Source organism: Polymorphobacter sp., assembly GCF_051860865.1.
GTDB lineage: Bacteria > Pseudomonadota > Alphaproteobacteria > Sphingomonadales > Sphingomonadaceae > Sandarakinorhabdus.
This window is the reverse complement of sequence record NZ_JBIMKZ010000054.1, coordinates 1-21538: the sequence shown is the minus strand read 5'-3', so window position 1 is coordinate 21538 and position 21538 is coordinate 1. Positions and strand designations below refer to the sequence as shown.

Below are 21538 nucleotides of genomic sequence, written 5' to 3'. Positions count from 1 at the left end.
GCCGGTCCATCGGCTTACCCGAGGAGAGATCGTCCATGACGTCGGAGATCGCCTGGAGCTGGTCGTCGGTCTCGGCATAGGGGAAGCGCGCGCAGAATTCCTCGTAGAGGCCCTCGGGCGGGCTCAGCGTCTCGCCGCGCCGCACCGCGCGCTCGGCGGCGATCTGGATCAGCCGGTCGGCCAGAGTCGACTTTCCGTGGTCGATATGGGCGATGATGGAGAAATTGCGGATGGTGGAGAGTTCGGCGGTCATGCCCGATGCTCTAGCAGAGGCCGCGCGAAGGGCAATGCGTCCAACGGACCTCTACTGGCCCGCAAATCTTCGCTGCCCGGCCGGATAGACAGACTTGCTTGACCGCGGCGGGTGAGGGCGCTTTACCGGCGCATCGTCACGCGGAGACCTGACTTGACCCTCAATATCGCCATCATCGGCGCCGGTCCGGCCGGCTATTACACGGCGGAAGCCGCGCTGAAGCAATGGGGCGGCACGGCGAAGATCGATATCATCGATCGGCTGCCGACGCCCTATGGCCTGATCCGCGCCGGCGTGGCGCCGGACCATCAGTCGATTAAGGCGGTGACCAAGCGCTACGAGGGGACGTCGCTGGGGCAGAATGTTCGCTTCATCGGCAATGTGATGGTCGGCCGCGATGTCAGCATCGAGGAGCTGCTCGGCCTGTATGATGCGGTGGTGCTGTCGGTCGGCGCGCCGCATGACAGGCCGCTCGGCATTCCGGGCGATGATTTGCCCGGGGTCATCGGCTCGGGCGCCTTTGTCAGCTGGTACAATGGCCATCCGGATTATGCCGGGCTGCAGGTGCCGCTGTCGCATCATGGCGTGGCGATCATCGGCAACGGCAATGTCGCCATCGACTGCGCCCGCATCCTGGCCAAGACCACCGAGGAGCTGGCGACTTCGGACATCGCGCAGCATGCGATCCATGCGCTGGAGAGTTCGGCGGTGCGCGATATCCATATCGTCGGCCGCCGGGGGCCGCACCAGGCGAGCTTCACCACCAAGGAGGCGGGCGAGCTCGGCCATCTGTCGCGGGCCCAGCCGCTGCTGCGTGCCGGGGATCTGCCGCCGGAGGAGGAGGATGCCGGGCTGGAGCCGGGTCATCGCAAGATGGTCACCCATCTGCGCGGCTTTGCGGCGGCGGAGCGGTCCGACAAGCCGGTGACGATCCATTTCGAATTCTTCCGCCGTCCGGTCGCGGTGGAGGGAGATGGCAAGGTCGAGCGGCTGATCGTCGAGACGACGCGGCTGGAGGACGGGCGCGCCGTCGGCACCGGGGAGCTGCATGCCATTCCGTGCGGGCTGGTCATCGGGTGCATCGGCTACCGGACCTCGACGTTGACCGGCGTGCCCTATTCGGATGCGCTTGGCCGCTTTCCCTGTGACGATGCCGGGCGGATCTATGGCGGGCTTTATGCGAGCGGCTGGGCTCGCCGCGGCCCGTCGGGGACCATCGGTACCAACCGGCCGGACGGCTTTTCGGTGATCGAGGCGATCGTTGCCGATGGCATTGCGCCGAAGAATGGCGAAGGGGGGACGGGGCTCGATGCGCTGCTGCGGACGCGGGGTGTGCGGTCGACGAGCTTTGCCGACTGGCAGGTGATCGATGCCGCTGAAGTGACGCGGGCGCGTCCCGGGGCGCCGCGCGAGAAGATTGTCAGCGTGGCGGAGATGTTGTCGCTGATTGGGTGATCGCGGCGGTTGCGCTCCGGCTTTGCCGCCGTTATAGCCGCGCATCCGCAAGGCGTCGGGGCGTAGCTCAGCCTGGTAGAGCGCTGTCTTCGGGAGGCAGAGGCCGGAGGTTCGAATCCTCTCGCCCCGACCATTGCGGACATCAGGGGTAACGGCTTCCCGGGCCGGCCCCGCCCCCCGAAAGGCCCCGGTGGATTTCAGCAGCTTCGGATCGATGCGGCTGCCGGTGCTGGCCGAGCGGCGGCGCTGGCGCGGGCTGACGCTGTTTGCGCTGTACCTGGCGCAGGGGGTGCCTGAGGGGCTGCTCTATGTGGCCGTGCCGGCCTGGCTGGCGACCAACGGGGCGTCCGCGGCCGAGATCGGCAGTTTTATTGGCATCATCTTGCTGCCGTGGAGCTTCAAGCTTCTCAATGGCGTGCTGATGGACCGGTTCCAGTTTCCGGCGATGGGGCGGCGGCGGCCGTGGATCATCGGCGCGCAGCTGGTGCTGGTGGCGGCGATGCTGGCGATGAGCGCGCAGGCGCCGCAGCCGGGCGAGCTGGCGCTGCTGAGCCTCAGCGGTTTTCTGATCAACATGGCGGCGGCGTATCAGGACGTGGCGATCGACGGGATGGCGATCGACATCGTGCCCGAGGCGGAGCGGGGAACGGCCAATGGGCTGATGTGGGGCGGGAAGACGCTGGGCATTGCCGGCTCGGCGATTGTCTGCGGGGCGCTGATCGCCGAATGGGGATTTGCGGCGGCGGTGCTGGCGCCGGCGGCGGCGATTTTTATCGTGCTGCTGTTTCCGCTGCTGCTGCGCGAGCGGGGCGGGGAGCGGGTGCTGCCGTGGACGCCGGGGGTCGCCGATTCGGAGACGCCGGCGCCGCCCGGGCTGTGGCGGCTGGTGACGACGCTGGCGACGGTGATGGTGCGCACGCCCAACATCCTGCTGGCGCTGGGGATATTCGTGGCGTTCGCCGCCTATGGGCTGAAGACGGCGCTGGTGCCGGTGTTTGCCGTGCAGGGGCTGGGCTGGGACCAGCAGGCGTTCACCCGGCTGGCCGGGGGCGCCGATATTGCCGGCGGGCTGTTCGGGATCGCGGCCTCGGGGTGGATTGCCGACCGGCTGGGGCATGGCCGGGCGGTGGTGGTGGCGCTGCTGCTGCTGGCGGGTCTGCATGGCGGCATGGCGCTGGCCGGGCCGCTATGGCCGCAGCCGATGCTGTTTGCGGCCTATTTCGTGGCGCACGCGCTGCTGTTCGTGCTGCTGTCGGTGTCGGTTTATGCCCGGGCCATGGCGGCGTGTGACCGGCTGGTCGGCGCGACGCAGTTTTCGGCTTTCATGGCGATGCTCAACCTCGGCACGTCGTTCGGCGCCCAGCAGCTGGGGCTGGTGCAGGGCGCCTGGGGCAGCGCCGGGGTGTTCGCGGCCGCTGCCGGCTGCTGCCTGGCCGCCATCGGGCTGTTTGTCGCCAGCGGGCGGCCGCCCAAAAATTAAAGAGGTCAGGGGTTGAGCCAGTCGATCCGGTAGAGGTCGAAGCGCCGGTCGCGGAGGTTGCGTACCGAGCCCTGGGCGCGGGCCCAGTTGAGGTCGGCGATGTTGACGTCGGCAACGGTGACGGTCTCGACATTTTCGGTGGCTTCGGCCGCGATGCCGTCGCGGGCGAACGGGAAGTCGCAGGGCGTCAGGATGCATGACTGGGCGTACTGGATGTCCATGTTCTCGACGCCGGGGAGGTTGCCGACGTTGCCGGCCATGATGACATAGCATTGGTTTTCGATGGCGCGGGCCTGGCAGCAATAGCGCACGCGCATATAGCCCTGCCGGCTGTCGGTGCAGAAGGGCACGAACAACAGCCGGGCGCCCTGGTCCACCAGCCGGCGGGCGACCTCGGGGAATTCGCTGTCATAGCAGATCATCACGCCGATCGGGCCGCAGTCGGTGTCGATCGTTTCGATGGTGTCACCGCCCTTGATGTTCCACCAATAGCGTTCGTTCGGCGTCGGGTGGATCTTCTCCTGGGCATGGACCGAGCCGTCGCGCAGGAAAACATAGGCGACGTTGTGGATGTCGCCGTCGTCCGAGCGCGTCGGGTGCGAGCCGCCGATGATGTTGATGTTGTAGCTGATGGCGAGCTTTTGAAAGGTCTCGATGATCTGCGGGGTGAAGCGCGTCAGCGCCTCGATGGATTCCTCGGGGTTCAGCTTGCGGTCCATCATCGACAGCAGCTGGAGCGTGCACAGCTCGGGAAAGACGACGAAATCGGCGCGATAATCGGCGGTGACATCGACGAAATATTCGATGTTGCTGGCGAACTCCTCGAAGGATTTGACGGCGCGCATCTGCAGCTGGACCGTGGCGATGCGCACGGCCTCCGAGTCCGCGCGCATCAGGCGCTTGGGCTGGGACTCGGGCGCGGCATTGGGGTTGCGCCAGACCATCTTGGCGGCGAAGCCCAGCGACTGCTTGTCCGAGCTTAGATAGTTCTCCAGCACGCCCATCGGCTCGAACCCGGCGCGGAGCTGGAACGATGCCACCTGATCATGGACCTTGCGGGCCTGAATCGCGTCGAGATAGGCCTGGGGGGTCTCGAAGGTCTTGCGGCGCTTGGCGTAACCGGGAAGGCGGCCGCCGAAGACGATGCCCTTCAGCTCCATCTGTTCGCAGAGGCGACGGCGGGCGTCATAGAGGCGCTGGCCGATGCGCAGCCGGCGGAAGGCCGGGTCGACGCAGACATCCATGCCATAGAGCCAATCGCCATCGGGATCGTGGCGCGAGCCATAGCCGCTGCCGGTGATCTCCATCCAGCTGTGCGGAGCGAAGGCGGTCGCCTCGTCGATAATGAAGGTGGCGCAATAGCCGACGATGGCGCCGTCATATTCGGCGACGATCTTGCCTTCGGCGAAGGTGCTGATCTGGCCCTGAATCATGCCCAGCGTGTAGCCGCCGATATCGGTGTAGGAGCGGTCGACAAGGGCGAGGATGTCCTTGGCGTCCCGCAATGTGGCGTTGCGAAGGGTCAGGCGCGCGCCGACGCTGGTTTTCGGTTCGGTACTCAAGAAACAGCCTTTCGGTGGCCCGGCTTATTGTGCCGGGCGGTCGACCGCCGGTCTAGGGCGTTGTGCAGCGCGGCGCAAATCCGCGGCCTGTCAGTGCCGCATTCGCCTGTCGGCTTTTTCCTGGCATCGATCATTGACCTGCGCGGTTGACTGGTTGATTTGCCGGCCTTCGTTGCGGAGGCGCGGCATCGGGTCGCGGAAGTGGAGGACAGGATGGCAGTCTGGTTGAAGCGCGCGGTCGGGGCCGATGTGAAGGCCGAAGCCGATGCCAAGGTACGCGCCTCGGTTGAAGCCATCCTCGCCGACATCGCCAGTCAGGGCGATGCCGCTGTCCGTGCGCTGTCCAACCGCTTCGATGGCTGGGACCGCGAGGACTACCGGCTGACCGCCGCCGAGATTCAAGGCTGCATCGACCAGCTGCCGGCGCAGGCGTTGAAGGATATCGAGTTCGCCCAGACACAGGTCCGCCGCTTCGCCGAAGTGCAGCGCGCGTCGATCCAGGATGTCGAGGTGGAGACACTGCCCGGCGTCGTGCTCGGGCATCGCAACATTCCGGTCAATGCCGCCGGCTGTTATGTGCCGGGCGGCAAATATCCGCTGCTGGCCTCGGCGCACATGAGCGTCATCACCGCCAAGGTCGCCGGCGTCGGCCGGGTGATCACCTGCGCGCCGCCGTTCGAGGGCAAGCCGGCGGCGGCCGTGGTCGCCGCCCAGGCGATGGCCGGGGCCGACGAAATCTATTGCCTAGGCGGCATCCAGGCGGTCGGGGCGATGGCGCTGGGCACCGCCAGCATCGCGCCGGTGGACATGCTGGTGGGGCCGGGCAATGCCTTTGTTGCCGAGGCCAAGCGCCAGCTGTTCGGTCGCGTCGGCATCGACCTGTTTGCCGGGCCGACCGAGACGATGGTCATTGCCGATGACAGCGTCGACGGCGAGATCTGCGCCACCGACCTTCTGGGCCAGGCCGAGCATGGGCCGGACAGCCCGGCGATCCTGATCACCAATTCGGAAAAGCTGGCGCGCGAGACGATGCGCGAAGTCGAGCGGCTGCTGGAAATCCTGCCGACCCGCGACATCGCCCGCAAGGCCTGGGACAGCCATGGCGAGGTGATCGTCTGCGACAGCTATGAGGAAATGCTCCGCGTCGCCGACGATTATGCCAATGAGCATGTCCAGGTGATGACCCGCGATCCGGACTGGTTCCTCGAGCGGATGACAAACTATGGGGCGCTGTTCCTCGGCCCGCGTACCAATGTTGCTTATGGCGACAAGGTGATCGGCACCAACCACACGCTGCCGACGCGCAAGGCGGCGCGCTATACCGGTGGGCTCTGGGTCGGCAAGTTCCTCAAGACCTGCACCTATCAGCGCGTCACCACCGACGCGGCGAGCGCGATGATCGGTGAATATTGCAGCCGGCTGTGCGCGCTCGAGGGCTTTGCCGGGCATGGCGAGCAGGCCAATGTGCGGGTGCGCCGCTATGGTGGGCGCAATGTGCCCTATGCCGGCGCCGCCGAGCCGTTGCCGCTCTGATGACGCTGCCCCGCCTTCCGTCGTCGCGGCTCGATGGCCGGCACGCGCTCGTCACAGGGGCGGGGCGCGGGCTCGGCGTGGCGCTGGCCGCGGCGCTCGCTGAGGCCGGCGCCGAGGTGACGCTGGTGGCGCGCACCGACGAGGAGATCAACGCCGTCGCCTATGACATCCGCGCGGCGGGCGGCACCGCCGTGGCGCATGTCCTCGATGTGTCGGACACGGCTGCGGTGCAGGCGTTCGTGGCCGAACGGCCGGCCTTCCATGTCCTCGTCAACAATGCCGGCACCAACCGGCCGATGGCGATGACCGAGGTGACGACCGACGACTATGACGCGGTGATGGACCTCAATGTCCGCGCCGCCTTCTTCGTGGCGCAGGCGGTGGCGGCGCGGATGATCGACCAGAAGGTGGCCGGTTCGCTGATCCACATCGGCTCGCAGATGGGCCATGTCGGCGGGCCGAACCGCTCGCTCTATTGCGCGTCCAAATGGGCGCTGGAGGGGATGAGCAAGGCCTTTGCGCTCGATCTCGCGCGCCACGGCATCCGCTCGAACACCATCGCGCCGACCTTCATCGAAACGCCGATGACCGCGCCCTTCTTCGAGAATGCCGCGTTCCGGGCCGATGTGCTCAAGCGGATCAAGCTCGGCCGTCTCGGGCGGGTCGAGGACATCATGGGCGCGGCGCTGTTCCTGGCCGGGGACCAGTCGGCGCTGGTGACGGGCACGAGCCTGATCGTCGACGGGGGCTGGACGGCGGACTGATCCAGCGCGGCGGCCGGATTGACCAGCAGGCGGAGATTCGATTGATAATGCTGCTGTTGCGAAGGCGGCCGTTTCATATTGATGACAATATGAAGCTGGCTGTCGGGGCCAATAAAAGGGGTTGATGACGATGAAACATGGTCTGTTTCTGCTCGGCGTTTCGGTGCTCGCGGTGGCGCCGGCGATGGCGCAGGAAGCCCAGGGCGGCTTCGACGAGATTCTGGTCACCGCGCTGCGGACGACCACCAAGCTTCAGGAAACCCCGATCGCAATTACCGCGCTGACCGAGGGCGCGTTGACCGATCAGCAGATCCTGTCGACGCAGGACGTCGCCAAGGCGGTGCCGGGGCTGATCCTGATCCCGGTGACGGCCAACCCCTCGACCTTCCAGATCGGCCTGCGCGGCGGGTCCGAGCAGACCTCGGGCCTGATCGTCTCGGAGCCGGTCGTCGGCATCTATGTCGACGATGTTTATCGCGGACGCATGCAGGGATCGAACTTCCAGCTCTCGGACATCGAGCGCGTCGAAGTGCTGCGCGGGCCGCAGGGCACGCTCTATGGCCGCAACACTTTCTCGGGCGCGCTGAAGGTGATCACCCGGACGCCGGGCGTCAACGACAGCTGGCTGAAGGGCTCGGTCGGCTATGGCAGCTTCGATGAGGTGCGCGGCGACATCTCGATGGGCGGCGTTGTCGCCGGCGATCTTGGGGCGTCGATGTCGCTGTTTTACCGGGACCAGAGCAAGGGCTGGATCCTGAACCGGGCGACCGGCGAGATGGTCGGCAAGGAGCGCAGCTTCGCCGGCCGCGCCAAGCTGGCCTATGATTCCGGGCCGCTGCGCGTCGTCGGCTCGGTGTCCTATTCGGATGACGACAATGACGGTTATATCCCGGTCAATGTCCAGTTCGTGCCGGACAATGCGCGGCTGAACTATGCCACGCGGGTGTTCGGCGAAAATGCCCAGCCGGTGGTTCCCGGCCAGCCCTATGTCACCTCGTCGCCGACGCCTTCGAACGGCCAGACCTCGGTGTTCACCGGCACGCTCGATATCGCCCTTGATGTCGGGGCGGTGACGCTGCGGTCGATCACCGGCTATGTCGATACGACCGACTTCTTCCGCTGGGATATTGCCGCTGGCCAGCAGGTGGCGCCGGGCGTGTTCATCTCCACGTTCGATCGCGCCTCGGCGTCGACCGCGCGGCAGTGGAGCCAGGAACTGCAGGCGACCGGATCGTCCTTCGATGACAAGGTCAACTGGCTGGTCGGCCTCTATTATTTCAACGAGAACGGCGATCAGGATTTTCGGGACGCCTTCTTCGGCTTTGCGCTGCCGTTGTTCCGGCAGCAGACCAAGACCGACAGCTATGCCGCCTTTGCCCAGGCCAATGTGGCGCTGACCGATCGCACCTCGATCACGCTCGGCGGGCGCTACACGAGCGACAAGAAGGAGTTCGATGCCGATATCGCGGCGCCGACCAGCCTGACGGCCAATATCGATGCGACGTTCAATGCGTTCACGCCGAAGTTCGGTCTCGAGCACAAGTTCAGCGACGATGTGCTGACCTATGCCTCGGTTTCGAAGGGCTTCAAGGCGGGCGGGTTCAACGGGCTGTCCCGGGCGCCGGCGGTGCTGAGCGCGGTGTATCGCCCGCAGACGGTGTGGGCCTATGAGGCGGGGCTGAAGGCGGAGATGCTCGACCGCCGGCTGCGTACCAACCTGGCAGTGTTCCTGAACGATATCAGCGATCTGCAGCAGACGGCGCAGCGCGGGACGGACTTTCCGCAGATCAACGTCGGTGATGCACGGGTTTGGGGTGTCGAACTGGAAGTGTCGGCGCGGCCGGTGTCCGGGCTCGATCTGTTCGGGTCGGTGACGTACAATAACGGCAAGTACAAGACGCTCGATCCGTTGGCGGATGCTGCGACGTCCGGTGCTCGCGATATTCCGCTGGTGTCTGAATGGTCGGCCCGGTTGGGGGGCACGTTCGAGCAGCCGCTGGGGGATACGTTCCTGTTCCGCATTGGCGGGAACATGAACTATACTGGGCGCTACAACCCTGTTGTTACCAACGCGCTCGAGCTGCCGGGCTGGACCCGGATCGATGCCTTTGTGGCGCTGGCGACGGCCGATAGGCGCTGGGAGCTGAACCTTTCCGGGCAGAATCTGACCGACGAAGTGACCTATGTGAGCGGCATCGTCGGGCCGCCGTTCCAGCCGGCGCTGACCCCGTTGCGGCCGCGCACCTGGATGGCGTCGCTGAAGTTCAACTATTAGGTCAGGGGATGAGCACCGCCTTGACGACGCGGCCGTGGTGCTGGTCGTCGATGGCGGTGTTGATTTGCGCCAGCGTGTAGGTGCGGATCAGCTTCTGGAAGGGCAGGCGCCCGGCGCGGTGGTGGGCGATCAGTTCGGGAATGAAGGTCTGCGGATCGGCGTTGCCTTCGATGATTCCGATGATGCGCAGGCCGTGGCTGACCAGATGATTGCCGTCGACGGCCAGCGGGCCTTCATTGGCCGAACCGGCCAGAAGGCCGAGCGTGCCGCCGCGGCCGAGCGCGGCGAGGCCTTTCTGGATGAGCGCGGTTCGGCCGGTGGTGTCGAGGACATGGTCCATGCCGCCGGGCAGGTCAGGGCTGGCCGCGGGATCGATGACCTCGGTTGCGCCGAGTTCGAGCGCCAGTTGCCGTCGTGCGGCATGGGGTTCGACGACGATGATCGATGCGCAGCCGGCGATGGTGGCGGCCATGACGGCGCTCAGGCCGACCGATCCGCCGCCGAGAATGAGCAGTCTGTCGCCGGCTTTGGCGCCGAATGCGTGCAGAACCGCGCCGGCACCGGTCATGATTCCGCATCCCAGGGGCCCGAGCAGCGGTAGCGGCAGGTCGTCGTCGACGACGACGCAATTGCGCGCGGCCACGATGACGTGGCTGGCCAAGGAGGACTGGCCGAAGAAGTGGCTGGCGATGGGGCCATGATCGTCGCGCAGGGCCGTGCTGCCGTCCGGGCGGCCGCCGCCGAAGTTGAGGGTCAGCATCGAGGCGCAGAGCGTTGGGGTCTCGGCGTGGCAGGCGGGGCAGCCGCCGCACGAGGCAAAGCTCAGCACGACCGCCTGTCCGGGCCGGACGGACTGCACGTCGGCGCCGACTGCTTCGACGATGCCGGCGCCTTCATGGCCGAGCACGGCGGGAAGCGGGTACCAGCCTGCACCATTTTCACGGACGCTGATGTCGGTGTGGCAGAGGCCGGTGCCGACGATCCGTACCCGTACCTCGTCGGCGCGCGGGGACTCGAGCGTCAGCGTTTCGAGCCGAAAGCCGGGCACGTCGGCGCGTGCGACAGCGGCCTGGATCTTCATGCCGATGATCCGCCGTCGACGCGGAGCGTCGCGCCGTTGATGAAGCGTGCCTCGTCGCTCAGCAGCCAGCAGACGGTGGTGGCTATGTCCTGCATGTCGCCGAAGCGGTTGCCGGGGATCTTTGCTCGCAGTCCGTCGAACAGATCGGGCATGGCGGCTTCGAAGCCCTGCATTTTCTCGGTCCGGATGATGCCGGGCGCGATGGTGTTGATGCGGATATTCTCGGCGCCATATTCGAGCGCGGCCGACTGGCCCAGGCCGATCAGCCCCCATTTGGCGGCCGAGTAATCGGCCATGCTGTGGGTGCCGCGGACGCCGGCGGTCGAGGAATTGTTGACGATGACGCCGCCACCGGCGGCGATCAGCAGCGGAATCTCGGCTTTCATCAGCAGGAACGGCGCGGTCAGGTTGACGGCGAGACTGGCCTGCCATTGCTCGGTCGGGATTTCATGCACCCGCGCGGTGCCGAGCGTCGCGCCGAGATTGTTGAAGGCGCCGTCGAGCTTGCCGAAGCGGTGGGTGATTTTGGCGAAGCCCGCCGCGACCGACTCCGGGTCGGTGCCGTCGATCGACAGGGCGATGGAGGCGCCGCCGCAGGTGCGGGCCACGGCCTCGCAATCCTCCAGCCTGCGGGCGGCGGCGATGACCGTGGCGCCCTCGGCGCCGGCCCTGAGCGCCGTCTGACGGCCCATGCCCGAACTGGCGCCGGCGACGAGAATGATCTTGCCGGCGAGTTTCATGCCCTGCCTCCCTGCGCCGCGATGAAATCGATGATGGCTGTGGCGCGCGTTGCGAGGTCGCTCACCGTGACGAGCCTGTGGTCTTGCAGCCGCGCCAGCGCCGCGCTCGCGTCGGTATCGAGGACGCCGACTTCGCCCTGCAGCCACAGGACAGGTCTTGTCACCAGCGGCAGCCGGGCCAGCACATCGTGCCGGAATACCGCCTGATAGGGCTGGTGATAGGTTTCGAGGCTGCCGAGCAGGTCCATCGTCAGATCATGGAGCAGACCGGGCTCGAACTGGCCGTCGCGGCGCAGATGGGCGCTGTCCTTGCGGTAATGCGGCCAGAAGATCATCTGGTCGCGGATCATGTTCCAGGCCCAGGCGAATTGCGTGCCCGAGGCATCGGGGCGCTGCGGCGGGGCATAATGATCGAGGAATTCGGCGCGCTGATCGGGTGACAGCAGCGCCACGCCGTCGAGGATCAGCGAGCGGACCCGATCGGGGCGGGCGATGGCCCATTCAATGGCAATGTGGGCGCCGGTGTGGGTGCCATATAGATCGACCGTCTCCAGCCCGAGCCGGTCACAGGCGCGGTCGAGCATGTCGGCATAATCGGCGAGTTCGGGGATGGGCAGCGCCGGCGGCGAGGAGGCCCCGTTGCCCGGCGTGTCGGGCATCAGCACATCGTGACGGGAGGTCAGCAGCGCGCCCAGCGGTTCGAGCGTCCGCGACGAGGCCGGGGAGGCGTGCAGCATGACGATCGGCGTGCCGGTGCCCAGACGGCGATGATGGACCAGTCCCTCGGTGATGCGGGCATAGCCGCGATCGAAGAGCGTGTCGGTCATGCCAGCGCGATATCGAGGCCGAGACCTGCGGCAATCGCCGCTTCGAGGACGGCGTCGGCGGCGGCGAGGTCCTGGGCGGTGACGCCAAGTGATTTGTAGATGGTGATGTCATTGTCGCTGCGGCGACCTTCGAGCGTGCCGAGCAGGACGGCGCCGATCTCGCCGAGCAGGTGATCCTCCCCGACGCTGCCATCGGCGATGGCGGCGCGGAGTTCGCCGGCCTGGGCGCGGGTGGCTTCGGCAAAGTCGCCGTAGAAACGGGCTTTCGCCACCAGCGTCGAATCGACTTCGGCGGTGCTCGGGATGGCCGAGCCGACCAGGTTGAGATGGACACCGGGTCCGATATCGGCGCCGAACAGGATCGGCACGGCGCTGGGCGTGGTGGTGCAGACGATATCGGCGCCGGCGACGGCTTCATCCACCGTTTCGACCGCGCGGACATGGGGACCGAGGCGCCGGGCCAGCGCTTCGGCATTCGCAAGGCTGCGACCCCAGACGCGAATATCCGTGAGCGGGCGGACGGCGGCGATGGCCTCGGCATGGCGGCGGGCCTGTTCGCCGGTGCCGAGGATCGCGAGGCTGTGGCTGTCGGCGCGGGCCAGCGCGTCAGTGGCCAGCGCCGAGGCTGCCGCCGTGCGGATCGCCGTCAGCGTGCCGCCCTCGATGATCGACAGCAGCGTGCCGTCGGTGGCATCGTAAAGCTGGACGGTGCCGACATGGCTCTGCGCGGCATTGCTGAACTTGGAGACGGTCTTGATGCCGAAGCGCGGCGGATGGGCGATATGGCCCGGCATCACCGCCATCTTTCCCGGCGCGCCGGGGATGGCCATGAACTGCCGCAGCGGCAGCATTGTCTCGCCGCGCGAGACCTGGACCATGGCGCTGCGCATCGCCGCGATGGCGGCGGGCATCGGCAGCAGCCGCTCGACCTCGGCGGCGGTGATCAGCCGCATCAGCGCGGCATCGGCGGGACGAACCGCAGCTTGGCCTGGACGGCGCCGACATCCTCCGGCCGGTCGAACGGCTCGGGCATCGGTTCGCCGATGATGCGCGGGCGGCCGACGGCGGGAAACCAGTCATCGAGACCCGGCGGCATGAACACCCAGAAGATGTGCATGTCGGTATCGCCGGTGTTGTCGAGATAATGGCGCGCGTGGCGGCCGAATAGGACAATCGAGCCGGGGCCGATGGCGTCGGTCTTGTCCTCGATGGTGACGGTGCCGGTGCCCTTGTGGATGAACAGCAGCTCATGATTGCGCTGATGGCCATGTTCGCGGATCGAGCGGCCCGGCGGCAGCACCTGCATGCCCGAAACGAAATCATCGTACGGCGTGTTTTCCGGCGACAGCGCCACCGAGACATAGCCGCTGGAGGGCAGGGGCTGCCACCAGCTCGTCGATGTGTCCGGCGCGACGACGGCGGACCAGCGGCCGAAATTCGGTTCTTCGCTCATGACCGGAGAAATCCTTCCAGGCGTTGGCGCCAGGCTTCGGGCGTGGTGACCGGCGCGAAATGATTGCCGCTTTCCAGCACCTCCAGCCGCGCGCCGGGGATCAGACGGGCCAGTTCTTCGGACAGCGGCAGCGGGGTGATGGCATCGTCCCGCGCGCAGATGACCATGGTTTCGGCGGTGATGCCGGCGAGCCGGTCCCGCAGGTCATGGGCGCAGACCGCGTCCATCCGCTCCTGCTCGATGGCTTCACCGGGGAAGCTGGCCAGCCGGGCGGCGATGCCGGCCTGCATCGCCTCGTGATGGGTGAAGGACCACCAGCCCGGATTGCCGAGCAGCGTGCCGTGGCGCAGATAGGCTTCGGCGCCGCAATGGCGCAGCACGTCCCGGCGATGATCGAACAGCGACAGGAAGGCCGGGGTCGGCCCGGCCCAGCTCGACGAAATGACCAGCCTGCCGACGCGCCGCGGGGCATGGACGGCGATGTGCTGGGCGATGGCGCCGCCTAGCGAATGGCCGACGATATCGGCACGGTCTATGCCCAGCGCATCGAGCACGCCGAGCGCGTCTTCGGCCAGCAGGCGGACGGTGGTGGGCCGGTCGGAGCCGAGGCTGTTGCCGGTCTTGCGGTGATCGAAGCTGATACAGTCCCGCCCGGCGAAGTGATCCATGGTGCCGGACCAGAAATCGCAGCGGCCGCCGAGCCCGACCAGCAGCAGCAGGGGCGGGCCGCTGCCGCGCCGGACGACGGCGAGCCGCGCGTCATCAACCGGAACCAGGGTGTTCACCTTCTGGTTGCGACGATCGACTGGAGGAAGCTGTTGCGGCTCGGCGGCCCGTCCGCGACGTCGAAGCCGGCGGCGGCCAGCAGGCCCCGGAAATCGGCGTGGACGAAGCCCGGCGAATAGGGCTCGCAATTGTCCCGGCTGTCATAGTCGATCATGAACCGATAGGCCGGCGGCAGATGCTGGCTGGCGCTCGGAAATTCGAAGATGCAGAAGGTGCCGCCCGGGCGCAGCACGCGGTGCACATCGGCGAGAACGCGCGGGATGATGTCGATCGGCAGCTCGTGGAAGAGGATATAGGCGAAGACCATGTCGAAATGCCCGTCCTCGAACGGCATGTCCTCGGCCAGCGCCTGGATGAAATTGACCGGGACGGCCTGCGCCACGGCGCGGGCATGGGCATAGCGGACCATCGGGGCGCCGACATCGAGGCCCCAGATTTCGGCGTCCGGAAAGCGCGCCTTGAGTTTGGTCGTGGCCTGGCCGATCGAGCAGCCGAGATCGAGGATGCGGGCGAGTTTGCCATCGGCCGGCGGCAGGGCGAGGCTGGCGAGTTCCTCGTGCAGCTCGTCATGGTCGTTGCCGCCCTGGTAGAAGACCTTGGTGCCGTAATGATAGACGATGCCGCCGATGGGGTCGTCGGTGTAGCCGCCGGGCTGGAGATGGATTTCGCGCCGGGCGTAATCGGGGACATGGAAGTCCGGATCGATGACCAGCCGCGACGCTTCGGCCTGGGCTGCGGCCGCGGCCATGGCGCCGACCTGACGGTCGATGGTGCGGGCGAAGCTGGCGCGGGTGCGGCGCCAGGACATTTCCTGCTGCGAGCGCATGAAGCGCTGCCAGGTCGGCACGATCGGCGCCTTGGCGAAGGACGTCTGGATCGCTGTCAGCGGCACGCTGTCATCGTCCACCGGCAGCCCGTCCTCGGCCATCCGGGCATGGCCGGCGGCGGCCATCGCCGGGAACATCCGGGTCAGCAGGACATCGCGGAAGGATTCGAGGAAATCGAGATAGGATTCGTCCTCCAGCCGGGCCGGACGGGGGAAGACCTCGAGCGCGCCACGATCGATCATGAGGGGGTCTCCTGTTTGGCAAGCGTGTCGGGCCGGCGCAGGAAGCCGGCGAGCAGGCGTTCGGCAAAGGCGGCGCGCATCGCCTTGCGCGCGGCGGCCTCGGCAGGGTCGGGGCGATGGGCTTCGATCAGCGTTTCGGCATCGATGCCCCTGGACTTGAGCACCGCCTCCAGCACCGCCTGGCGGTCGCGGATCGTCCAGACCTCTGCGGCCAGTTCCATGAACGATTCGAGAAGGTTGTCGATGACGACATTATCGAAATAGGTGCGGCCTGGCCCGTTGATTTCCTGGCCGATGTGAGACGGTGTGTGGGTGTCGTCAGGGCTGTGCATGGGGATCATGCTGCCGCGTTCGCCGGGCTATCGCAATTCAAACTTTCTGACTGTGACATCAACGAAATGCATGGCAGCTTGTGCTGTCCCGGCGCCTGTCTATGCTTGGAGGATGGAGCTTCGTCATCTTCGGCATTTTGTGGCGGTCGTCGACGCCGGCAATTTGTCCCGCGCCGCCGACAAGGTGTGCATCACCCAGCCAGCGCTGACCCGGAGCATCAAGAACCTCGAGGAAATCCTCGGTGCCGTGCTGCTCGAGCGGCGGCCGCGCGGGATCGTGCCGACGCCGGCGGGCAATGCACTCTACCATTATGCGCAGCTGATGCTGAACGAGGCCCATCGCGCCCGGGACGAGGTCCGCGCCGTGCAGAAGGGCACCAAGGGCGAGCTGGCGATCGGCATCGCCGCGATGTTTGCCGATCATATCATCGACCGGGCGGTGGCGGCGGTCTGCGGCTCGGGTCGCGACGTGGCGATGACGGTGACCCAGGGCTTTCTCGAAGAGCTTGTGGAGGCGCTCAGGGACGGCCGGCTCGATGTGATTTTCTCCAATCTTTCCAATATGAAGATCCCTGACGATGTGACGGTGGAGCCGATTCTCGATATCCATGCCTATGTGTTTGCCAGCGCCGGACATCGGCTCGCTGCCCATAGCGGGCTCGACAAGCAGGCGCTGCTCGGTGAGCGCTGGGCGGTGGTCGACCAGCCGCACATGAAGGATTTTCTCGATCATTATTTCTCGGCCGATGGGCTGCGCGTGCCCGATTATGTGGTGCGGACCAATTCGCTGAACCTGATCAGCTCGCTGATCGCCAACAGCGGGTTTATCGGCATCCTGCCCGAGCATGTCGTCCAGCGCCGCAGCCTGCGCGGCACCATTTGCCGGCTCGATGCGCCCGGCTGCCCGGTGGTGCGCAAGGTGGGGCTGATGACGCGCAAGTCGATGCCGCTGCGGCCGGTTGTCGAGGACTTCATGGCGGAAGTGCGCGAGGCCTGCACCGTCGATGCATTTGGCGCATGGGAGCACGCCCCTGATTGATTTGTAATCTGCCGGCCTGACGGCAGATTGGCGGGGCGTCGTGGTTGATGCGGCGCTTTCGAGTGGAATGTCATGGCTTTCAATACCCGCCCCCTGCGCGCCGTTACCGACGAGGATGCCGAGACCTACGCTCGCGACGGCGTCGTCTGCCTGCGCAACGTGTTCGATCCGGAATGGCTGCAGGCGATGGAAGGGCCGGCGCGGCGGCTGTTGATCGACAAGGAGGACTTCGGGCTGCTGCCGAATAATCCGGGCCGGTACATGGCGCGGACGATTCCCGAGTTCCGGCGTTTTGTCTTCGAGAGCCCGCTGGGCGAGGCGGCGGCCGGTGCACTGCGGTCGACATCGGCGCGTTTCTTCTTCGACGAGATCTTTGCCAAGAAGCCGCAATCGACCGACAAGACGATCTGGCATACCGACCGCATGGGCTGGCCGGTGACGCCCGAGACGACGATGGTGCCGTCGATATGGATCCCGCTGACGCCGATCAGCCATGCCAACAGCCTCGAGGTGATTGCCGGCACGCAGAATGAGGATGTCAAATACTGGCTGTTCAGCCCCAATGCCCGCAAGATGATCCGCGACCCGGCGCGCGCGCCGCACCCGGACGGCGAGGCGATGCGCGCCGACCCGGCCTATGCCGGCCGCTTCCGGACCTGGGAGATGGCGGTGGGAGACATGCTGGTGGTGCATCCCTGGGCGCTGCATTATTCGCATGGCAACCCGACCGACGACTGGCGGATTGCGCTGTCGGTGCGGGTGTTCGGCGATGATGTGCGCTGGTCGCCGCGTCCTGATTGCCTGAACATCGCCGGGGTCAGCTTCGACGAGATGATCGAGGGCAATGCGCCCGGCGGTGACCTGTTCCCGCTGCTGTGGTCGGCGGACGGGGCGCGTGACGACGACAGCCGCTATCCGCGCGGGTTTGCGACGACATTTTCGGCGCCGCGCCGCGACGACGTCAATGAATATGACACGTTCAAGAAGCTTCAGGCGGCCGATAACGGCTGATGAGCGGCGACTTCGATTATGTGGTGGTCGGCGCCGGCTCGGCCGGTTGTGCGCTGGCGGCGCGGCTGAGCGAGGACCCGCGCTGCCGGGTGGCGCTGCTGGAGGCCGGGGGGCGGGACCGCAACCCCGCCATCCATGTGCCGGCCGGGATCGTGCGGCTGATCGGCAATCCGGCGGTGGACTGGGCGCATCTGGCTGCCCCCGATGCGTCGCGCGGCGGCAAGGTCGATCTGTGGCCGGCGGGGCGGGTGCTTGGCGGCTCGTCATCGATCAACGGCATGTTGTTCGTGCGCGGGGCGCGGGCGGATTTCGATGGCTGGGCGGCGGCCGGCAACCCGGGCTGGGGGTTCGACGACCTGCTGCCGCTGTTCCGGCGGATGGAGAGCTCCCCCATCGGCGGCCAGTGGCGTGGAGCGCTGGGGCCGCTGCATGTCGGGCCGCTGCGCTCGGTGCATCCGCTGGCCGAGGCGTTCATGGCGGCCTGCCAATCGGCGGGGCTGGCGTTCAATCCGGATTATAATGGCGAGACGCAGGAGGGGGTGTCGGCGCCGCAGGTGACGCAGCGCGAAGGCGCCCGCTGGAGTGCGGCACGGGCCTATCTGGCGCCGGCGGTACGGCGGCCGAACCTGGCGATCATCACGGGTGCCGAGGCGGAGCAGGTGCTGCTGGAGGATGGCCGGGCGGTCGGCGTGCGCTACCGGCGCGGCGGCGAGGTTTTGGAGGTGCGGGCGGCGCGCGAGGTGATCCTGTCGGCGGGCGCGCTGGCCAGCCCGCGCCTGCTGATGCTGTCCGGCATCGGGCCGGGCGACGAACTTGCCCGCCATGGCATCACGGTGCGGCACGAGGCGCCCGGCGTCGGCCAGAATCTCGGCGAGCATCCCAACGCCAACATGAGCTGGGACGTGCGGCAGCGGACCTATAATATGGAGACGTCCGGCCTGCGCATGGCGATGGCGCTGCTGCGCTGGGGGCTGACGCGCCGGGGGCCGGCGACCAGCCCCTATCCGCACGGCGTGGCGTTCATGCGCTCGTCGCCGGACGTGGAGGAACCCGATATCCAGCTGATGTTCGGGCCGTTCGCCTTCGGCTTCTCGCCCGAGGGGATCGTGCCCTATACGAAGCCGGCGGTGACCGTGGTGGCGGCGCTGAACTATCCGCGCGCGCGGGGGCGGCTGCGGCTGCGCTCGGCCGATCCGCGCGACAAGGTGCTGATCGAGCATGAGCTGCTGGCGCATCCCGAGGACCGGGCGCGGCTGGTCAGCGCCTGTCGGCAGGTCCGGGCGATTTTTGCGCAGCCGGCGATGGCGCGGGAGATCGTTGGCGAGCGGCTGCCGGGGCCGGCGTGCGAAGCCGAAGCCGAGTGGGAGGCGCATCTGCGCGCCACTACCTTCCTCGGCTATCATCCGGTCGGTACCTGCGCGATGGGGCCGGACGGCGTGGTCGATGCCAAGCTGCGGGTGCGCGGGGTCGACGGGTTGCGGGTGGCGGATGCCTCGATCATCCCGTCGCCGATCTCGGGCAACACCAATGGCGCGGCGATCATGATCGGCGAAAAGGCGGCGCAGCTGATCGCCGGCTGAGCGGCTTACTGGAAGGTCTTGGCCGTTTCGACCAGCGCCGGCGCGCCGGTCAGCCGCGCCATGTCCGGCGCCTGGAGCATGTGATCACGCATCGCCATGGTGCTGCCGGTTGCCCGGAGCGTGGCCAGCATCGCGGCGGCGGCATGGGCCATGGTCTGCACGGTGGCGCCGGCATAGAGCGCGATCCTGAAACCGAGCGGCGCCAGTTCATCGGCGTGGCGATAGGGCGAGGCGCCGCCTTCGAGCAGATTATGGATCAGCGGTACCCGGGCGGCGAAGCGGTGGCACAGCGCTTCGGCCTGCGCCGGGCTGGACAGGCCTTCTGCCAGCAGCAGGTCGCAGCCGGCCTCGATATAGGCCTCGCACCGATCGAGCGTTTCCTCGAACGGGACTGAGGGCTGGGCATCGGTGCGGGCCGAGATCAGCAGCGTGTCCGAATGGCGGGCGTCCTGCGCGGCGCGGAGCCGGCCGAGCATTTCCGCGACCGGCACCAGCGGGCGCGATTGCAGCGCGGCGAGCGGCTTCAGCGTCACCTGGTCCTCGATCTGCACGGCGCTGGCGCCGGCACGTTCCAGATTGCGGACCGTGCGCTGGAGATGGACGGCGCTGCCATAGCCGCTGTCGGCATCGACGATGATCGGGATGCTGACGCGGTCGGCGATGCGGGCGCAGGCATCGGCCAGCTCGGAGGCGGTCGCCAGCCCAACATCGGGGCGGCCGAGGCTGGCATAGGCCAGGCTGGCGCCGGACAGGAACAGCGCGGGAAAACCGGCCTGTTCCACCAGCAGCGCACTCAGCCCGTCCCAGGCGCCGGGAACCATCAGCAGGCCGGGGGACTCGAGAAGCGGTCGGAGCATCAGGCAGGTCTCGCAACAAGGGCGGCATGGCGCATGGCGCGCGCGCCGAGGCCGACGATGAGGGCGCCGGCGAGCATCACCGCGCTGCAGACCAGCGCGATCGACCAGCGGATTGCCTGCGGATCACCCAGCACGGAATCGGTGAAGGCCGCGACCATCCACGGGCCCATGCCGGCGCCGAACAGATTGGCGAACAGCAGGTACACGGCCATCAGCTGGGCGCGCATGCGGTTGGGCGCCAGGATGGGAATTGCCGCTGGGCCGGCGCCGAACGGCATCGCCGCCAGGAACAGCACCGGCCCCAGCAGCAGCAAGGAGGCGGTGGCGGAGCCGGCGAGCGGAAAGGCGATGATGAACGGCACGGCCGCCAGCGCTGCCGCCATCGAGACGCTGAGGTTGGCGTCGGTGCGGCCGCGCGCCAGCATCCGGTCCGACAGCCAGCCGCCGGTGATGACGCCGGCGGTGGCCAGCAGGGTTATCATCAGCCCGAAGATCGGGCCGATTTCGGCGGCGGTCCAGCCATAGGTGCGGATGAAGAAGGTCGGCGTCCAGCTGTTCAGGCTGAAATTGGCGCCGGCGAGCAGCGGCAGGCCGAGGAATACCGGCAGCAGCAGCCGCGCATTGGACCGGACGAAGGCCATCACTTCGGCAATCGAGGCGCTGCCGGCCCTGGCGCCGGCCAATGCCAGCCCTTCGCTGCGCGGCGGTTCGCGCACCAGCAGCATGGCGGCGGCAAAGAACAGCCCCGGCAGGCTGGCGGCGATGAACACCATCTGCCAGTCCTCCGGCCGCCCGATCAGCGGAAACCGGAGCAGCGGGTTGGCGGTGAGCCAGGCGAGGAAGCTGCCGATGATGACAAGCGCCAGCCCCGAGCCGACGAAGCTCGATCCGATGAACAGCCCCATGGCGCGGCCGACCTTGTGCGGGGGCAGATAGTCGCCGATCAGCGACGATCCGGCGGGCGTCAGCGTTGCCTCGCCGATGCCGACGCACAGCCGGGTGGCGAACAGCGCACCGAAGCTGACGGCAAAGCCGCCGGCCATGGTCGAGAGCGAGAAGAACAGCGCGCCGGCGGCGATGATCTGGGTGCGGTTGCCGCTGTCGGCGAGCCGGCCCAGCGGCACGGCGAGCAGGCCGTAGAAGATCGCCACGGCAAAGCCCTGCAGCAGGCTGACCTGGGTGTCGCTGATCGCCAGGCTGGCCTTGATCGGCTCGACCAGCAGGATCAGTACCTGACGATCGAGCATCGAGATGATCCCGCCGATGCACAGCAGCGCCACCACGCCCCAGGCATGGGGCTGGGCCGCGGGCACAGGCGGTGAATCGACGCGAAGGGTCATGGCGGGTGAACGTGCCGGACAAGCACGCCCTGCACCAGTCAGAGATAGGTGCCGAACCATAGATGCCATGCATGGCGAGGCCCTGCGCATTGATTTGCGCT

19 protein-coding genes, 1 tRNA gene and 1 pseudogene are annotated in these 21538 nt (G+C 67.4%); 9 read left to right on the top strand and 12 right to left on the bottom strand.

Annotated elements, in window-relative coordinates; all coding sequences use genetic code 11:
• On the bottom strand, positions 1–253 hold a 253-nt coding region (locus ACTIFJ_RS10750; protein WP_439534109.1), incomplete at its 3' end, for a GTP-binding protein.
• A 153-nt stretch (positions 254–406) separates the two neighbouring features.
• On the opposite strand from ACTIFJ_RS10750, the gene ACTIFJ_RS10745 reads away from it, so the two are divergent.
• The 3 genes from ACTIFJ_RS10745 to ACTIFJ_RS10735 all read left to right on the top strand — a co-directional run bounded on the left by ACTIFJ_RS10745 (position 407) and on the right by ACTIFJ_RS10735 (position 3188).
• The gene (locus ACTIFJ_RS10745; protein WP_439534108.1) at positions 407–1708 is read left to right on the top strand and encodes an FAD-dependent oxidoreductase; all 1302 of its coding nucleotides are present in this window, start codon (positions 407–409) and stop codon (positions 1706–1708) included.
• Positions 1709–1764: 56 nt separating this feature from the next.
• Positions 1765–1841 (top strand) — tRNA-Pro (locus ACTIFJ_RS10740).
• 81 nt (positions 1842–1922) lie between these two features.
• Positions 1923–3188 (top strand): MFS transporter, encoded by a 1266-nt coding sequence (locus ACTIFJ_RS10735; RefSeq protein ID WP_439534110.1) that lies wholly within the window; start codon positions 1923–1925, stop codon positions 3186–3188.
• On the opposite strand, the pseudogene ACTIFJ_RS10730 reads toward ACTIFJ_RS10735, so the two are convergent.
• Positions 3120–4750, bottom strand: a pseudogene (locus ACTIFJ_RS10730) (GNAT family N-acetyltransferase); the annotation flags it as partial. The gene ACTIFJ_RS10735 and the pseudogene ACTIFJ_RS10730 sit on opposite strands and share 69 nt — an antisense overlap.
• A gap of 213 nt (positions 4751–4963) precedes the next feature.
• Here ACTIFJ_RS10730 and hisD point away from each other — a divergent pair.
• From hisD to ACTIFJ_RS10715, 3 genes are all read left to right on the top strand, one after another.
• Positions 4964–6283, top strand: a complete 1320-nt coding sequence (gene hisD, locus ACTIFJ_RS10725) for a histidinol dehydrogenase (RefSeq protein WP_439534107.1) — start codon at positions 4964–4966, stop codon at positions 6281–6283.
• On the top strand, positions 6283–7047 hold the full coding sequence (locus ACTIFJ_RS10720; RefSeq protein ID WP_439534106.1) for an SDR family NAD(P)-dependent oxidoreductase: 765 nt from the start codon (positions 6283–6285) through the stop codon (positions 7045–7047). Before hisD ends, ACTIFJ_RS10720 begins: the two co-directional genes overlap by 1 nt.
• 130 nt (positions 7048–7177) lie before the next feature.
• Positions 7178–9322, top strand: coding sequence for a TonB-dependent receptor (locus ACTIFJ_RS10715; protein ID WP_439534105.1), 2145 nt, complete (start codon positions 7178–7180; stop codon positions 9320–9322).
• A 1-nt stretch (position 9323) separates the two neighbouring features.
• Here the strand turns inward: ACTIFJ_RS10715 and ACTIFJ_RS10710 are convergent, their stop codons facing one another.
• From ACTIFJ_RS10710 to ACTIFJ_RS10675, 8 genes are read right to left on the bottom strand one after another with little or no spacing between them, the layout of a single operon-like run.
• Positions 9324–10403, bottom strand: coding sequence for an NAD(P)-dependent alcohol dehydrogenase (locus ACTIFJ_RS10710; RefSeq protein ID WP_439534104.1), 1080 nt, complete (start codon positions 10401–10403; stop codon positions 9324–9326).
• Positions 10400–11143: an SDR family NAD(P)-dependent oxidoreductase gene (locus ACTIFJ_RS10705; RefSeq protein ID WP_439534103.1), complete on the bottom strand. Its 744-nt coding sequence runs from the start codon at positions 11141–11143 to the stop codon at positions 10400–10402. The genes ACTIFJ_RS10710 and ACTIFJ_RS10705 overlap by 4 nt, the downstream gene beginning before the upstream one ends.
• Positions 11140–11970 (bottom strand): alpha/beta fold hydrolase, encoded by an 831-nt coding sequence (locus ACTIFJ_RS10700; RefSeq protein WP_439534102.1) that lies wholly within the window; start codon positions 11968–11970, stop codon positions 11140–11142. Before ACTIFJ_RS10700 ends, ACTIFJ_RS10705 begins: the two co-directional genes overlap by 4 nt.
• A complete protein-coding gene (locus ACTIFJ_RS10695) occupies positions 11967–12923 on the bottom strand; it encodes an ornithine cyclodeaminase family protein (RefSeq protein ID WP_439534101.1) in 957 nt (318 codons plus the stop codon). The genes ACTIFJ_RS10700 and ACTIFJ_RS10695 overlap by 4 nt, the downstream gene beginning before the upstream one ends.
• Positions 12923–13423: a cupin domain-containing protein gene (locus tag ACTIFJ_RS10690; RefSeq protein ID WP_439534100.1), complete on the bottom strand. Its 501-nt coding sequence runs from the start codon at positions 13421–13423 to the stop codon at positions 12923–12925. The genes ACTIFJ_RS10695 and ACTIFJ_RS10690 overlap by 1 nt, the downstream gene beginning before the upstream one ends.
• Positions 13420–14208: an alpha/beta fold hydrolase gene (locus tag ACTIFJ_RS10685; RefSeq protein ID WP_439534099.1), complete on the bottom strand. Its 789-nt coding sequence runs from the start codon at positions 14206–14208 to the stop codon at positions 13420–13422. The genes ACTIFJ_RS10690 and ACTIFJ_RS10685 overlap by 4 nt, the downstream gene beginning before the upstream one ends.
• Positions 14205–15278, bottom strand: a complete 1074-nt coding sequence (locus ACTIFJ_RS10680; protein WP_439534098.1) for a class I SAM-dependent methyltransferase — start codon at positions 15276–15278, stop codon at positions 14205–14207. The genes ACTIFJ_RS10685 and ACTIFJ_RS10680 overlap by 4 nt, the downstream gene beginning before the upstream one ends.
• Positions 15275–15610, bottom strand: a complete 336-nt coding sequence (locus ACTIFJ_RS10675; RefSeq protein WP_439534097.1) for a hypothetical protein — start codon at positions 15608–15610, stop codon at positions 15275–15277. Before ACTIFJ_RS10675 ends, ACTIFJ_RS10680 begins: the two co-directional genes overlap by 4 nt.
• 112 nt (positions 15611–15722) lie before the next feature.
• Between ACTIFJ_RS10675 and ACTIFJ_RS10670 the strand changes: the two genes are divergently transcribed.
• From ACTIFJ_RS10670 to ACTIFJ_RS10660, 3 genes are all read left to right on the top strand, one after another.
• A complete protein-coding gene (locus ACTIFJ_RS10670) occupies positions 15723–16649 on the top strand; it encodes a LysR family transcriptional regulator (protein ID WP_439534096.1) in 927 nt (308 codons plus the stop codon).
• 72 nt (positions 16650–16721) lie between these two features.
• Positions 16722–17660 carry a phytanoyl-CoA dioxygenase family protein gene (locus ACTIFJ_RS10665; RefSeq protein ID WP_439534095.1) on the top strand — a complete coding sequence of 313 codons (939 nt, stop codon included), beginning with the start codon at positions 16722–16724 and terminating at the stop codon, positions 17658–17660.
• The gene (locus ACTIFJ_RS10660; RefSeq protein ID WP_439534094.1) at positions 17660–19240 is read left to right on the top strand and encodes a GMC family oxidoreductase; all 1581 of its coding nucleotides are present in this window, start codon (positions 17660–17662) and stop codon (positions 19238–19240) included. The genes ACTIFJ_RS10665 and ACTIFJ_RS10660 overlap by 1 nt, the downstream gene beginning before the upstream one ends.
• 5 nt (positions 19241–19245) lie before the next feature.
• Here the strand turns inward: ACTIFJ_RS10660 and ACTIFJ_RS10655 are convergent, their stop codons facing one another.
• Together ACTIFJ_RS10655 and ACTIFJ_RS10650 are read right to left on the bottom strand one after the other, a co-directional pair.
• On the bottom strand, positions 19246–20097 hold the full coding sequence (locus ACTIFJ_RS10655) for an isocitrate lyase/PEP mutase family protein (protein ID WP_439534093.1): 852 nt from the start codon (positions 20095–20097) through the stop codon (positions 19246–19248).
• Positions 20097–21437 (bottom strand): MFS transporter, encoded by a 1341-nt coding sequence (locus ACTIFJ_RS10650; RefSeq protein ID WP_439534092.1) that lies wholly within the window; start codon positions 21435–21437, stop codon positions 20097–20099. Before ACTIFJ_RS10650 ends, ACTIFJ_RS10655 begins: the two co-directional genes overlap by 1 nt.
• Between the last annotated feature and the right edge of the window lie 101 nt (positions 21438–21538).